This window comes from Streptomyces malaysiensis subsp. malaysiensis, assembly GCF_040653035.1.
In the GTDB taxonomy this organism is placed as follows: domain Bacteria; phylum Actinomycetota; class Actinomycetes; order Streptomycetales; family Streptomycetaceae; genus Streptomyces; species Streptomyces malaysiensis.
This window is the reverse complement of the sequence record NZ_JBEZNG010000001.1, coordinates 787,875-801,014: the sequence shown is the minus strand read 5'-3', so window position 1 is coordinate 801,014 and position 13,140 is coordinate 787,875. Positions and strand designations below refer to the sequence as shown.

The 13,140-nt window shown below is 72.4% G+C and carries 13 protein-coding genes; 6 read left to right on the top strand and 7 right to left on the bottom strand.

Going from position 1 to position 13,140, the window contains the following annotated elements:
• The first annotated feature begins 57 nt into the window (after positions 1-57).
• Entirely contained in the window at positions 58-570 is a 513-nt protein-coding gene (locus tag AB0E24_RS03535; RefSeq protein WP_359374653.1) for a hypothetical protein, read from the top strand.
• 104 nt (positions 571-674) lie between these two features.
• Positions 675-1,037, top strand: coding sequence for a DUF1330 domain-containing protein (locus AB0E24_RS03530; protein WP_079258753.1), 363 nt, complete (start codon positions 675-677; stop codon positions 1,035-1,037).
• A gap of 308 nt (positions 1,038-1,345) precedes the next feature.
• Here the strand turns inward: AB0E24_RS03530 and AB0E24_RS03525 are convergent, their stop codons facing one another.
• From AB0E24_RS03525 to AB0E24_RS03500, 6 genes are all read right to left on the bottom strand, one after another.
• Positions 1,346-3,184: a gamma-glutamyltransferase family protein gene (locus AB0E24_RS03525; RefSeq protein ID WP_359374651.1), complete on the bottom strand. Its 1,839-nt coding sequence runs from the start codon at positions 3,182-3,184 to the stop codon at positions 1,346-1,348.
• A gap of 190 nt (positions 3,185-3,374) precedes the next feature.
• A complete protein-coding gene (locus AB0E24_RS03520) occupies positions 3,375-4,400 on the bottom strand; it encodes an ABC transporter ATP-binding protein (protein ID WP_093701243.1) in 1,026 nt (341 codons plus the stop codon).
• Positions 4,397-5,506: an ABC transporter ATP-binding protein gene (locus AB0E24_RS03515; protein WP_359374650.1), complete on the bottom strand. Its 1,110-nt coding sequence runs from the start codon at positions 5,504-5,506 to the stop codon at positions 4,397-4,399. Before AB0E24_RS03515 ends, AB0E24_RS03520 begins: the two co-directional genes overlap by 4 nt.
• Positions 5,503-6,396 carry an ABC transporter permease gene (locus AB0E24_RS03510; RefSeq protein WP_079258757.1) on the bottom strand — a complete coding sequence of 298 codons (894 nt, stop codon included), beginning with the start codon at positions 6,394-6,396 and terminating at the stop codon, positions 5,503-5,505. The genes AB0E24_RS03515 and AB0E24_RS03510 overlap by 4 nt, the downstream gene beginning before the upstream one ends.
• Positions 6,393-7,343 carry an ABC transporter permease gene (locus tag AB0E24_RS03505; protein ID WP_359374648.1) on the bottom strand — a complete coding sequence of 317 codons (951 nt, stop codon included), beginning with the start codon at positions 7,341-7,343 and terminating at the stop codon, positions 6,393-6,395. Before AB0E24_RS03505 ends, AB0E24_RS03510 begins: the two co-directional genes overlap by 4 nt.
• Positions 7,343-9,013, bottom strand: coding sequence for an ABC transporter substrate-binding protein (locus AB0E24_RS03500; RefSeq protein WP_107474549.1), 1,671 nt, complete (start codon positions 9,011-9,013; stop codon positions 7,343-7,345). Before AB0E24_RS03500 ends, AB0E24_RS03505 begins: the two co-directional genes overlap by 1 nt.
• 326 nt (positions 9,014-9,339) lie before the next feature.
• Between AB0E24_RS03500 and AB0E24_RS03495 the strand changes: the two genes are divergently transcribed.
• The gene (locus AB0E24_RS03495) at positions 9,340-10,062 is read left to right on the top strand and encodes a FadR/GntR family transcriptional regulator (protein WP_079258758.1); all 723 of its coding nucleotides are present in this window, start codon (positions 9,340-9,342) and stop codon (positions 10,060-10,062) included.
• A 165-nt stretch (positions 10,063-10,227) separates the two neighbouring features.
• On the opposite strand, the gene AB0E24_RS03490 is transcribed toward AB0E24_RS03495, so the two are convergent.
• Positions 10,228-10,833, bottom strand: a complete 606-nt coding sequence (locus AB0E24_RS03490) for a hypothetical protein (RefSeq protein WP_359374645.1) — start codon at positions 10,831-10,833, stop codon at positions 10,228-10,230.
• A gap of 104 nt (positions 10,834-10,937) precedes the next feature.
• On the opposite strand from AB0E24_RS03490, the gene AB0E24_RS03485 reads away from it, so the two are divergent.
• The 3 genes from AB0E24_RS03485 to AB0E24_RS03475 all read left to right on the top strand — a co-directional run bounded on the left by AB0E24_RS03485 (position 10,938) and on the right by AB0E24_RS03475 (position 13,094).
• The gene (locus tag AB0E24_RS03485) at positions 10,938-11,264 is read left to right on the top strand and encodes a hypothetical protein (protein ID WP_359374643.1); all 327 of its coding nucleotides are present in this window, start codon (positions 10,938-10,940) and stop codon (positions 11,262-11,264) included.
• A gap of 28 nt (positions 11,265-11,292) precedes the next feature.
• Positions 11,293-12,132 (top strand): calcium-binding protein, encoded by an 840-nt coding sequence (locus AB0E24_RS03480; RefSeq protein WP_347231700.1) that lies wholly within the window; start codon positions 11,293-11,295, stop codon positions 12,130-12,132.
• Between the two features lie 101 nt (positions 12,133-12,233).
• Positions 12,234-13,094: a class I SAM-dependent methyltransferase gene (locus tag AB0E24_RS03475; protein ID WP_099014727.1), complete on the top strand. Its 861-nt coding sequence runs from the start codon at positions 12,234-12,236 to the stop codon at positions 13,092-13,094.
• Positions 13,095-13,140: the final 46 nt, after the last annotated feature.

Genomic DNA, 13,140 nt, shown 5'->3' with positions numbered 1-13,140 from the left:
CCGCGGACGATCGACGGCAGCTCAGCGCACTTCCAGCGGAGCGCTTAGGCTCGGCCGGTGTCCACCGTCATAGCCGCCATGATCACCGCCGTCGTCGGCATCCTCGGGACCCTCTTCGCGCCCCTCCTCCAGCAGCGCATGACGGCACGTCAACGGGTCGAGGACGCGCTGGCCGAGGACCGGCGGCGGCGCTTCGAGGAGCGCCGGACCGCGTACACCGCGATGAACCGCGCCTCCCGGCAGTTCCACACGCTCCTCAAGGACGCGCTGCACCGGATCCGCGACGATGTGTACACCGACGAGGACCGCGTCCGGCTGGAGGAGGCCCGCCGCGACTACCGGGACCGCTACGCCGAGGCGCAGATGATCGTTCCCGAGCGGGTCCTGGAGGCGTCCCGTGAGCTCAATACGGTGCTCGCCGGGATCGACGCCCTGGCCAAGCGGATCGACCGGGGCCTCCAGAGCGACGGCAGGACGGCGGCGGACGCGCTGCTGGAGCTGAAGGAGGCCGAGCCCCGGCTGTCGGCGATGCGCCGGATCATGCGGGAGGACCTGGGTATCTTCGACTGAGACCCGGGCCGCGCGGCCATGACCTCACGGGTAATCGACGGCCTGGGCAGGGCCCGGCAGGCTGATCCGTATCCGCCGATCTGCCTGGAGCACCTGGAGGAGCCATGCCCGCCGCCTATGCGCTTGCGCATCTGTACGGTCGCAGTCCGCACCCCGACGTCATCGAGTACCTGGAGCGGATCCAGGCCACCCTCGACCCCTTCCACGGCCGCTTCGTCATCCACGGCGACGGGCTGGAGGTGGTCGAGGGGGAGTGGCCGGGCAGCGTGGTGCTGATCGAGTTCCCGGGCGGGATGGCGGACGCCCGCGCCTGGTACGCGTCGCCCGCCTATCAGGACATCCTGCCGCTGCGCACCGATCACATCCAGGGCGATGTGATCCTGGCCGACGGCGTCGGCCCCGGGTACGACCCGCTGAAGCGAGCCGAGAAGCTACGGTCCGCGGACCCCACCGGCTACGCCCCCTAGCGCGCCCGCCGCCCGGCGGATCTGTCCCCTCCCCGCCCCTTCCCGAAACTGGGGCTCCGCCCCAGACCCGGAGGGGTGGCGAGTTGGCCGTCGCCGTTGTGAGCACTTGCATCGGTGGGCTGATCGTGGGTGGGACGTCGGCGCGGTGGATGGCTTGGCGGGCGGTCGCGCACATTTGGGGCGTCCGGTCGGGGGCTGGGGCGGAGCACCAGTTGTGGGAAGGGGCGGGGAGGGGAGTAGCTCGCCGCAGGCGTCACGATCCGTCGGGCACCCCTTGGCCGGCCGGCGCGCCTGCCGCCCCGCAGCGGTTACCGCCCTACCGCGTACCCCTGCGCGCCCCGCGGATTCGCGGCGGCCAGTAGTACGCCCGTCTCCGGGTCGCGGGCGACCGCGCACAGGCGTCCCTCCGACCAGGGGTCGCCGATCACCACATCGTGGCCGCGGCGGCGCAGTTCCGCGATGGCGGCCGCGCCGATCCGGGACTCCACGACCACCCGTCCCGCCGTCATCGCCCGTGGGTGGAAGGAGCCGGGGAAGGACTCCTGGTGCCAGTTGGGGGCGTCGATGGCGCCCTGGAGGTCCAGCCCGGAGCGCACCGGGGCCCGCAGCGCGACCCCGAGGAAGAAGTGCGTGCTCCACTGGTCCTGCTGATCGCCGCCCGGGGTGCCGAACGCCATGACGGGGGTGTCGCCGCGCAGCGCGAGCGAGGGGGTGAGCGTGGTGCGGGGACGGCGGCCGGGGGTGAGGGAGTTCGGCAGCCCGGGGTCCAGCCAGGTCATCTGGAGCCGGGTGCCGAGCGGGAAGCCCAGCGCGGGGATGACGGGGTTGGACTGGAGCCAGCCGCCGCTGGGCGTGGCCGCGATCATGTTGCCCCAGCGGTCCACGACGTCGAGATGGCAAGTGTCGCCCCGCGTCACCCCGTCCCGCCCGACGGCCGGTTCCCCGGCGGCCGGTCCGCCGACCGTCGGCTCCCCGCCGCCCGGCCCGGCGGCCGGTCCGCCCTCCCCGGAGGCCGCGCGGGCCACGGCGGCCAGCGCCTGCTTGCTCAACCGGGGCGTACGACCCCCGGGTTGCCCGGGGCGCAGTTCGTACGAGGCGCGTTCGCCGATCAGCGTCCGCCGCTCGTCGTTGTACGGGCGGGAGAGCAGCTCCGTCAGCGGTACGTCGGCGGCGTCCCCGTACCACGCCTCGCGGTCGGCCATGGCCAGCTTGCCGCCCTCGACGAGGGTGTGCAGGAACTCGGGCGTGCCCAGGTCGTCCTCGCCCAGTCCGTCCGGCAGCAGCGCGAGTTGCTGGAGCAGCACCGGCCCCTGGCTCCAGGGCCCGGCCTTGCATACGGTCCAGCCGTTCCAGGAGTGGCGGACCGGCGGTTCGTACGTGGCCTCGAAGGCGGCCAGATCGTCCCCGGTGAGCGTCCCGGCGTTGCGTTGCCCGGAGGAGTCCATCGCGGGCCGGGCCGCCGCGTCGGCCAGCTCCCGCCCGATGAAGCCCTCGCGCCAGACCCGGCGGGCCGCCTCGATCTGGGTCTCGCGCCCCGGCCCGGCCGCCTCGGCCTCGGCGACCAGCCGCCGCCAGGTGGCGGCCAGCGCGGGGTTGGTGAGCAGCCGTCCGGCGACGGGGGACTTCCCGTCCGGCAGATACAGCTCGGCCGAGGTCGTCCACTCGGTCTCGAACAGCTCCCGCACCGTCTCGACCGTCTCGCCGATCCGTTCGACCGCGGGATGGCCGTGCTCGGCGTAGCCGATCGCGTACCGCAGCACCTCGGCGAGCGGCTTGGTCCCGTGGTCGCGCAGCAGCACCATCCAGGCGTCGAACGCGCCGGGCACCGCCGCCGCGAGCGGGCCGGTGCCGGGGACGAGGTCGAGGCCGAGCGAGGTGTAGTGGTTGATCGTGGCCCCGGCGGGGGCCGGGCCCTGTCCGCACAGCACGGTGGGTTCGCCGCCCGCCGGGGCGAGGATGATCGGCACCTCGCCGCCGGGCCCGTTGAGATGGGGTTCGACCACATGCAGGACGAACCCGGCGGCCACGGCCGCGTCGAAGGCGTTGCCACCGTCCTCCAGGACGGCCATGGCGGATTGTGAGGCCAGCCAGTGGGTTGAGGACACCATGCCATGGGTGCCCTGAAGGGTGGGCCGGGTGGTGAACATGCGGCGGGCTCCTGGTCTCGTACGGGGTGCGGGCGGGCGCGGGTGTGTGCGGGCGGGTGTCTCGGGAGGGCGGCCTCAAGGAGCGTCTCGGGAGGGCGCCCTCGAGGAAGGCCGAGGGAGCCTCAGGGGCAGGGACAGCGGTCGGGGTCAGGGGTCAGGTGATCGTCACGGGTCAGGTGATCGTCACGGGTCAGGGCGCCGCGGCGTCCGGCGCGGTGCCGTCGTCCGCCACCAGATGGCAGGACACCTGCCGCCCGCCGCCCTCCGCAAGCCGCCGCAGCGCGGGCGGCTCCGTGCGGCAGCGGTCGACGGCGAGCGGACAGCGGGTGTGGAAGCGGCAGCCCCCGGGCGGATCCAGCGGGCTGGGCAGCTCCCCGCTGAGCACGATCCGGGCGCGCGACCGCTGCGCGGCCGGGTTCGGCACCGGGGCCGCGGACAGCAGCGCCTGGGTGTACGGGTGCTTGGGGTCGGCGAACAGCTCGGCGGCCGGGGCCTGTTCCACCAGCTGTCCCAGATACATCACGGCGATCCGGTCGGCGAGGTATTCGACGGCGGCCAGGTCATGGGTGATGAACAGACAGCCGAAGTGCCGCTCCCGCTGGAGGTCCACCAGCAGATTGAGCACGGACGCCTGGACGGAGACGTCCAGCGCCGACGTCGGCTCGTCCGCCACCAGCAGCTGGGGATCGACCGACAGCGCGCGGGCGATCGAGACCCGCTGCCGCTGCCCGCCGGAGAGTTCATGGGGCCGCCGCCGCGCCAGTTCGGGCCGCAGCCCCACCTGGGCCAGCAGCTCGGCCACCCGGTCGCGCAGCGCGTCGCCGGACGCCAGGCGGTGCAGCCGCAGCGGCTGGGCGACGATGGCGCCCACGGTCATCCGGGGGTCGAGCGAGGAGGACGGGTCCTGGAAGACCAGGTGGAAGTCCTTGCGCAGCGGACGCAGCGCCCGTTTCGAAAGACGGGTCACATCGCGGCCGTTGATCGTCACACTGCCCGCGGTCGGCCGGTCCAGCCGTACGGCGCACCGCCCCACCGTGGACTTGCCGCTGCCGGACTCCCCGACCAGGCCGACGATCTCGCCGCGGCCGATGCTGAGGCTGACCCCGTCGACCGCCCTGACGGTGCCGGCGGGCCCGGTGAAGTGGCGGACCAGGCCGCTGATGTCGAGCACGGTGTCATCCCGGGACGCCTCCGGGGGCGCGATGGCGGCGGTCATGAGCGGGCCTCCTGTCCGGGATGTTCGGGTTGTCGGGGGTGGACCGGCACCGGATACCAGCATGCGGCCTCGTGCTGTACATGCCCTGCACTCAGCTCATGTGGTACGCCTCGCCCGCCACGTTCACCCTGCTCGGCCCGTTCGTCCCGTTCCCGCAACGGCCCCAGCGCGGGCCGCTGCGCGCCGCACCGTTCGTCGGCGTAGGAGCAGCGCGGCTGGAAGGTGCAGCGGTCGGGCTGTTCGGTGAGGCTCGGCACCAGTCCGGGGATCTCTTGGAGCCGCCCCCGCTCGCCCTCCGCCCGCCGCCGGCCGGGCACCGGCACCGCGCCGAGCAGCCCGTGGGTGTACGGATGGCGGGGCGTGCTGAACAGCTCGTCCACCGGGGCCTGTTCGACGCCCCGCCCCGCGTACATCACCAGCACCCGGTCGGCGATGTCGGCGACCACGCCCAGATCGTGGGTGATCAGCACGATGGCGGTGCCGAGCCGCTCCCGCAGGGACTGGAGCACCTCCAGGATGCCCGCCTGCACGGTGACGTCCAGCGCGGTGGTGGGCTCGTCGGCGATGAGCACGGCCGGATCGCAGGCGATCGCGATGGCGATCATCACCCGCTGCCGCATACCGCCGCTGAGCTGGTGCGGATAGTCGCGGGCCCGCTGTGCGGGGGCGGGGATGCCGACGAGGTCGAGCAGGTCCACGGCCCGTTCGCGCGCCTCGCGGCGGCCGATCCCCTGGTGGCGCCGGAGGACCTCGCCGACCTGGCGGCCGATGGTGAGCACGGGGTTCAGCGAGGTCATCGGCTCCTGGAAGATCATCGCGATCTCCCGGCCGCGGACGTCCCGCAGCTCCCGCTCGTCCGCCCCCACCAGTTCCCGTCCGCCCAGCCGGATGGAGCCGCCGACGCTCGCGGTGGGCGGCAGCAGCCCCATCACGGCGGTGGAGGTCACGGACTTGCCGCAGCCGGACTCGCCGACCACGGCCAGCACTTCACCGGCGGCGATGTCGTACGACAGCCCGTCCACCGCGTGCACGACACGGGTCGGGGTGCGGAAGATCACGGACAGGTCCCGCACGCTCAGGGCAGGAGTCGTCGTGGGCGTGGTCATCGGCTGTCTCCCTGGGGGTCGAGGATGTCGCGCAGCCCGTCCCCGAGCAGATTGAACGCGAGCGTCGCCGCGATGATCGCCAGTCCCGGGAAGACCGCCATCCAGGGCGCGGCGGCGATGTACGCCTGGGCGCTGGAGAGCATCACCCCGAGCGAGGGGGACGGCGGCTGGACGCCCAGGCCGAGGAAGCTCAGCAGCGCCTCGCCGATGATCGCGGTGGGGATGCCCACGGTGGCCTGGACGGTCAGCGCGGACAGGGCGCCGGGGAGGATATGGCGGAAGAGCACGGTGCCGTCCCCGCCGCCATTGGCCACCGCCGCCGCCACATAGTCCAGGTGTTTGAGCCGCAGCGTCTCCGCCCTGGTGATCCGGATGACGGCCGGGATCTGGGAGACGCCCACCGCGATCGTGGCGTTGAGCAGGGACGGCCCGAGGATGGTGGCCAGGCCGACCGCCAGCACCAGGAAGGGGAAGGCGAGCAGGGTGTCGGTGAGCCGGGAGATCACCGAGTCGGCGAACCGCCCGTAGTAGCCCGCGATCAGCCCGAGCGGCACCCCGGCCGCGAAGGCCAGCGCCACCGCGAGCAGCCCGATCTGGAGCGAGGCCCGCACCCCGTAGACCACCCGGGAGAGCTGATCACGGCCCAGGTCGTCGGTGCCCAGCCAGTGGGCCGAGCCCGGCTCCTGGAGGGCGGCGGCGAAGTCCGGCCGGGCCGGGTCGTACGGCGCGATGAGCGGTGCGAACACCGCGATCAGCACCAGGACCGCGGCGGCCACGGCCCCGGTGAGGGCCAGCTTGTTGCGGGTCAGCAGCCGGAGCCGGGACAGCGGGGCGAGTGGCGCCCGCTCCCGCTCCTCGGCGGCGGGGAGGGTGGTGGCGGCCGCGCTCACTGGGCACCTCCGAGCCGGATACGGGGGTCGATCACCGAATAGGCCAGGTCGACCGCGAGGTTGACGAGGATGTAGGCGGTCGAGGCGAACAGCACCACGCCCTGGACCATCGCGTAGTCGCGGGAGAAGACGGCGTCGATGGTGAGCTTGCCGAAGCCCGGCAGGACGAAGATCTGCTCGGTGACGACCGCGCCCGAGATGAGGTGCCCGAGCTGGAGCCCGAGCACGGTCACCACGGTGACCAGGCTGTTGCGCAGGGCGTGCCCCATGATCACCTGACGCCTCGAGAGCCCCTTGGCGCGCGCGGTGCGGACGTAGTCGGCGGACAGCGAGCCCAGCATGGCCGCGCGGGTCTGCCGCATCACGACCGCCGCGAGACCGGAGCCGAGGACGATCACCGGGAGCACCATATGGCGCAGGTTCTCCATCGGGTCCACGCCGAACGGCACGAAACCGGAGGCGGCGAAGACCGGGACGGCGATGGCGAAGGCGAGGACGAGCACGATGCCGAGCCAGAAGGCGGGCACCGAAAGCCCCAGCAGCGCCACCGCGTTGACCAGCCACTCCTCGGGCCTGCCGCGCCGGACCGCCGCCACCACCCCGGCGCCCACGCCGACCACGACCGCGAGCAGCAGGGCCAGCGCGGACAGTTCGAGGGTGACGGGCAGCGCCTCCAGGACCGAGTCGAGGACGGGCAGCCCGGTGCGTGAGGAGACGCCGAGGTCGCCGGTGGCGGCGTGCCGCACATAGCGCACGTACTGCACCACGATGTTGTCGTCGAGCCCGTAGCTCTCACGGATCTGGGCGATCGCCTCGGGGGTGGGCTCCTCCCCGGCCAGTGCGGTGGCGGTGTCGCCGGGCAGGGCCCGTACACCGGCGAAGACCACGACGCTGACCAGGAAGAGGGTGATCAGCGATTCGCCGAGGCGGCGGATCGGATACGACATCAGCTCCCTCCCTTCGCGTACCCGGCGTCCTTCACCCGGATCAGCCCGTCGCCGAAGACCTTCAGCCCGGCGACCTTCTTCGTCACGGACACGTAGTTCGTGGGCTGGATCAGATAGAGCACGGTGTGCTGGGCGCGGACGCGCTCGACGAGCTCTGCGTAGATCTTCTTGCGGGCGGCCTTGTCCGCGGTGGTGCCGCCCTCGGCGATCAGCCGGTCGATGGCGGGGTCGGAGAGGCCGCCGTAGTTCTGGGCGCCGCCGGTGCCGGCGAACACGTCGATGTTGCCCGCCGGGTCCAGCCGTCCGGACCAGTTGGTGGTCGCGGCCTGGAAGTCGCCCGCGCGGGAGTGCTCCAGGCCGGTGGCGAACTCGGTCGGCGCCAGGCTCACCGCGAACCCCGCCTCCTTGGCCATGGCCTGGATGACCTGGCCCAGCCGGTTGTCCTCCGGAGTGGTGCTGATCTGGAGCCGCACCCGGACCGGGGTGGCCACCTTGGCGGCCTTGAGCAGCCGCTTGGCCCTGGCCGGATCGCGGGCCGGGCAGTGGGTCCCGGTGGCGTACGGGGTGCCGGAGGGGAGCGGACCGCAGGTGGGCCGGTAGCGGCCCTGGAAGACGATGGTGTTGATGAGGTCGCGGTCCAGGGACAGGTCGAACGCCTCGCGCACCCGCACCTCCCGCGCGATCGGGGTGTCGATCCGGCCCGGCGGCGCCCCGGCGCCCTTGGTGTTGCCGATGTTGAGGGTCAGTCCGTAGTAGCCCAGCGAGGGGGAGTTGAACAGCTGGAGCCCGGGTTCGGTGAGCGCCCTGCCCACCTGCACCGGGTCCATCTGGTCGCCCACCTGGATGTCACCGGACTGGAGATTCGCCAGCCGTACGTTGCCGTCGGTGATGGTGCGGTAGATCACGCGCCGCAGATGGACGGCGTCGGCGTCGTAGTAGTTCGGGTCCTTGTCCAGCACGATGCGGTCGCCCACCACACGCTCGGCGTAGCGGAACGGGCCGACGCAGGTGGGGTGGCTCGCGAAGCCGTTGCCGTAGCGCTTCAGCGCCGTCGGGGACATCACCATGCCCGCGCGGTCGGCGAGCAGTGCGAGCAGCGGGACGTACGGCTTCTTCAGCCGCAGCCGCACCGTGTCGTCGCCGACCGCCTCCACGGCCGTGACGGGCTTCAACTCGCTCGCGCGGACGGATCCGGTCAGCGTGCGGTGCCGGTCGAGGGAGGTCTTGACCGCCTTCGCGTCCATCCGGGTGCCGTCGGCGAACCGGACGCCGTGCCGCAGCCTGATGGTCACGGTGCGGCCCCCGTCGCTCGTCGTGGGCGGGGCGGCGGCGAGCTGCGGTACGAACCGGTTCCGGGCGTCGACGTCGTAGAGCTTCTCGCACATCGCGGCGAACACCGTCCGGCCCACAGCGGTGCTGGCCAGGGTGGGGTCCAGCTTGTCCGGGTCCGATTTGAGGGCGATGGAGAGCGTTCCGCCGTCGCGGACGGCCCGGGGGTCGGTCATCCGGTCGGCGCCCACCTCGGCCGCGGGGGAGGCCAGGGAGGCGCAGCCGGCGGTGGCACCGGCGATCAGCACGCACAGCCCCCGGGCGGCGAGAGCCGCGGCGCGCGGTCGGTGGCGGGTGGGTGGTGGGGGCCGGTCGCTGGGTCCGCTCGTTCTTTGGCGCATGGCGGGATGCCTCACTGCTGGGGACGTGGTGCGCGCGCTGCGGTGCGGCCAGGATGGCGCAGGGGACAGCGATTGGTCCACTGGTCGGACCAACTTGATGTCGGCAGACGCTAGTGGGAAGAGCCCGCGGCTCTGGTTGCCCGCCCGTCACCACCTGGTTAAATCCGGTCGCGCCGGCGGCCGGGAGTACGGCGGGGGAGCCGCTCGGCGGATATGAGACTCTGGACCACCGGCGGGAACGGAAAAGGCCACAGGAAAGCCCGGGAAGCTCGGGAAAGTCTGGGAAAGGCCCGGGAAAGCTGAAGAAGGCGGAGGAAAGCCAGGAGATGGACTGGCGGCAACTGCGGCACTCCACCCTGTCGAGGCCGGACGCCCTGGCCGTCGGCCTGGAGCGGCTGATCCTGAGCGGAGAGCTGACACCCGGTTCCCGCGTCCCGCCGGAGCGGGAGCTCGCGGAGAGCCTCGGCGTCTCCCGGGGCTCGGTCCGCGAGGCGCTGCGCGCCCTCGCCGCCCGCGGACTGGTCGCCCGGCGCCCCGGCTCCGGCACCGTCGTGCTCGACCCGGGGGCCACACCGCGCGGCGACATCCTGGCCTCGGGGCTCGACGCCACGGCGGAACTGCTTCAGGTCATGGAGGTGCGCGCGTGCATCGAGCCCTCGGTGACCGCGCGGGCCGCCCGGCGCGCCACACCCTCCGACATCGTCCAGCTGCATGCCCTGCTGGACGCGATGCGACGGGAGCCCACGCGCCAGGAGTTCACCGAGCTGGACCGCACCTTCCACCGGGCCATCGCCCAGTACACCCGCAACCCGCTGCTGCTGCGGCTGCTGGACCGGGTCTACGAGATCGGCGAGCCGGGGCGGCGCAAGACCTCGCTGTCCGCCGCCCGCCGCCGCGCCACGATCGAGGAGCACCAGGCCATCCTGCGGGCGATCGAGGCCCGCGACCCGGAGGCGGCCCGCGCGGCCTCCGAGGCACATCTGGACTCGGTGCTGCACCGGATCGAGGAGCAGCGGCGGCGTACGGAGGCGCGGGGCGGGGAGAGTTGAGCCCGGCCGTCCGGGCGGGGCTCGGTGCGGACGTACGGGGCGGGCCCAGGGGCGGACGTGGCGATTGGCCTCGGGGTGGACGTGGAGATTGGTCCCGGTGCGGACGTAGCGGCCCGGCCAGGGGTGGACGTAGCGGTCCGGCCAGGGGCGGACGTGCCGGTCGGCTTACGGGCGGACGTAGCGGTCGGGCTTGCCCTGGGGCCAGTTGACGGTGAGGCGCTGTCCGCCGTCGCTGACCACGGCCTGGCCGCCGGAGATCGTCTCGCCCTGGCAGGTCATGGTGACGGCCATGCCGGCGCTGATGGTCCCGGGGCAGGACTTGCCCTGGTACCCCACGGTCAGGGAACCGCCGGTCACGGTCATGACGAGCGCGTTGCCGTTCGGGTCACGCACCTCGGAGTACCACGTGCCCTGAACGCTCGCCGGGGCGCCCGCGGGGGGCTGCGCGGGGGCCTGCGCGGGGGCCTGCGTCCTGGGGGCCGTGCGGCGGGGGGCCGGGGTGGTGCCGTCGGCGGTGCGGGTGGCCCGGGGGCTGCTCGGGCTCGCACCGGGGCTCTTCTCGGCGGGCTTCGTACGGCTCGGGCTGGGGCTCGCACCGGTGGGGGTGGCGGACGGGGTGCCGCGTTCCGCGTCGTCGGCCTGCTCGGCGGCCGCGGTCCTGTCGGAGGTGCCGGACGACTGGTCGCCCTTGTCGTCGTCCTTGCCGCAGCCGGTCAGCGCCAGAGCCAGTGCCGCGACGGCCACGGTGGCGGCCGCATTTATTTTCCGCACGAGAATCCCTGATATTCCTGAGTGAACGGGGAAGGCATGAGGGAAGATCTTGACAGGCGGGTCCGATGCATTTCCATGGGTTCCGGCAATGTTCTCCAGGAAATGTGAACTGGAATCCGGATCAGTTTCCGCCGTGCCCCGGCGGGCGTTGGCCATCTCACCGGCCCGGCGCCGAGCGCGCCGATGGCGTCGGCCACTCGGTGAACAAAGGGTTAAGCAGCTCAAAAGACACGGTTGCCGAGTTGGTCATTTCCTATGTGCAACTACGTTCGATCAAGGCCATGACCTGCGGCTGCCGGAAACTAGGGAAATCTCGGAGCAACCGCTCATCAGGAATCACGGTCTACCGGGGCGATCGGAAACACCAATTCGCCGATGGCCGGTACCCGGTGACTGAAACCGCGCTTTTCCACCGGCCCGATCGGCACTGATCGCACGAAGGGCAATACCCCTATGCGCATGTACCGGACCATGGCCGCCACGGCCACCCTCGCGCTCGCCCTGGGGGGAGCCGCACTCGCGGCGCCCGCAGCCCAGGCGGCCGCGACGACCTCGGGCTCCCTCGTCCATGAGGACGGCGAGCTCTGGTACAAGGCCGCCGCGGGACAGAAGAACGACCTGACGGTCTCCGAACAGATCGTCAGCCGTGGGGAATTCGAGTCCTATTACGTCCTCACCTTCCGCGACAACGGTGACATCACCATCGATCCGGAGGCGGCGAACTGGGACGAGTGCGTCCACCCCGCCGCGGGCGATCACACCGTCGCCCAGTGCGCGGTCGAAATCCCGCAGAACTCCGACGACTCCGATAACTTCGACGTCGATCTCGGTGACGGTAACGACACCGCGAAGATCGACCCCAATGGCTCGGCATACGCCGGAATTCACGGCGGCTCCGGCGACGACGTCCTCCAGGGCAGCGCCGCGCCCACGTTCTACGGCGAGGATGGCAACGACAAGATCGACGGTGGCGGCGGCGTCATGGGCTTCGGCGCCTATGGCGGCGACGGCGACGACACCATCACCAACTGCGCGCAGGAATGCCGGGGCGGCGCCGGGAACGACACCATCGTCGGCGGCTCCGAGGACAACATCCTGCGCGGTGAGTCCGGCGACGACATCCTGCGCGGCGGCAAGGGCACCGACGCCATCTACGGTGGCGAGGACGACGACGAGCTGTACGGCGAGGAGGGCGACGACACCCTCTACGGCAACAGCGGCGACGATGTGCTCTGGGGCGGCCAGGGCAATGACACCCTCTCCGGCGGCCCGGGCCACAACGAGGTCCACCAGGACTGAGCCACCGGGAGACGCGTACGGGGCCGGGGCTCCCACCGGGAGTCCCGGCCCGCCGATCCGGCCTGGCGACGCGGGGACGGTCCCCCTCCTAGGCTCGGACCATGACGGACCACCACCACAGCGCGGCCGGGGCGTCGCACGGGCCGGACGAGCCGGCCATGGCCGCACTCCTGGACCTCGACGCCGAAGTCCTGCACACCTTCCTGTCCGACGTGACGTCGACTCTGGCGGACCTCACCCGCGACGAACCACCCCGCCGAATCGTGGACCTGGGCAGCGGCACCGGCGCCGGAACCCTCGCCCTCCTCCGGCGTTTCGAGGACGCCGAGGCCACAGCCGTGGACCGATCCCCTGAGCTCCTGGACCATCTGCTCGCCAAGGCCCGGGACCGTGGAGTGGCGGGCCGGGTGCGCACCGTCCAGGCGGATCTGGACGACGCATGGCCGGACCTGGGCGCCGTTCACCTGGTGTGGGCGTCGGTGTCCCTCCACCACCTGGCCGACCCCGACCGAGGATTGCGGAAGATCTTCGAGCTGCTGCGCCCGGGCGGGCTCCTGGCCGTGATCGAGATGGCCGGATTCCCGCGGTTCCTCCCCGATGACATCGGCCGGGGCCGCCCCGGACTCGAAGCCCGCTGTCATGCCGCACGCGCCGAAGCCCACGCCGAGCACCTGCCGCACCTGGGCGCCGACTGGGGCCCCCGCCTCTCCCGCGCCGGATTCGCCGTCGAGGTGGAGCGCCCCTTCACCATCGATCTGCGACCCCCACTGCCGGAGCCCGCCGCCCGCTACGCCCATGCCTCGCTCCAACGTCTGCGTTCACACGTCGCCGAGAAGCTGAGCTCCGACGACCTGGCGACACTCGACCACCTCATCGACAGCGACGGCCCCGACAGCGTCCTGCGCCGCGACGACCTCACCGTCCACGCCGAGCGCACGCTATGGGCGGCCCGCCGCCCATGACCGGACCGAACCGGAACGGAACTTGAGACGCCGCTTCGACGTGATC

What these genes read in the sequence shown, in the direction of transcription:
- AB0E24_RS03530 (WP_079258753.1), top strand. Translation starts at nt 675, where the DNA reads ATGCCCGCCGCCTATGCGCTTGCGCATCTGTACGGTCGCAGTCCGCAC.
- AB0E24_RS03525 (WP_359374651.1), bottom strand. Translation starts at nt 3,184, where the DNA reads ATGTTCACCACCCGGCCCACCCTTCAGGGCACCCATGGCATGGTGTCC.
- AB0E24_RS03520 (WP_093701243.1), bottom strand. Translation starts at nt 4,400, where the DNA reads ATGACCGCCGCCATCGCGCCCCCGGAGGCGTCCCGGGATGACACCGTG.
- AB0E24_RS03515 (WP_359374650.1), bottom strand. Translation starts at nt 5,506, where the DNA reads ATGACCACGCCCACGACGACTCCTGCCCTGAGCGTGCGGGACCTGTCC.
- AB0E24_RS03505 (WP_359374648.1), bottom strand. Translation starts at nt 7,343, where the DNA reads ATGTCGTATCCGATCCGCCGCCTCGGCGAATCGCTGATCACCCTCTTC.
- AB0E24_RS03500 (WP_107474549.1), bottom strand. Translation starts at nt 9,013, where the DNA reads ATGCGCCAAAGAACGAGCGGACCCAGCGACCGGCCCCCACCACCCACC.
- AB0E24_RS03495 (WP_079258758.1), top strand. Translation starts at nt 9,340, where the DNA reads ATGGACTGGCGGCAACTGCGGCACTCCACCCTGTCGAGGCCGGACGCC.
- AB0E24_RS03480 (WP_347231700.1), top strand. Translation starts at nt 11,293, where the DNA reads ATGTACCGGACCATGGCCGCCACGGCCACCCTCGCGCTCGCCCTGGGG.
- AB0E24_RS03475 (WP_099014727.1), top strand. Translation starts at nt 12,234, where the DNA reads ATGACGGACCACCACCACAGCGCGGCCGGGGCGTCGCACGGGCCGGAC.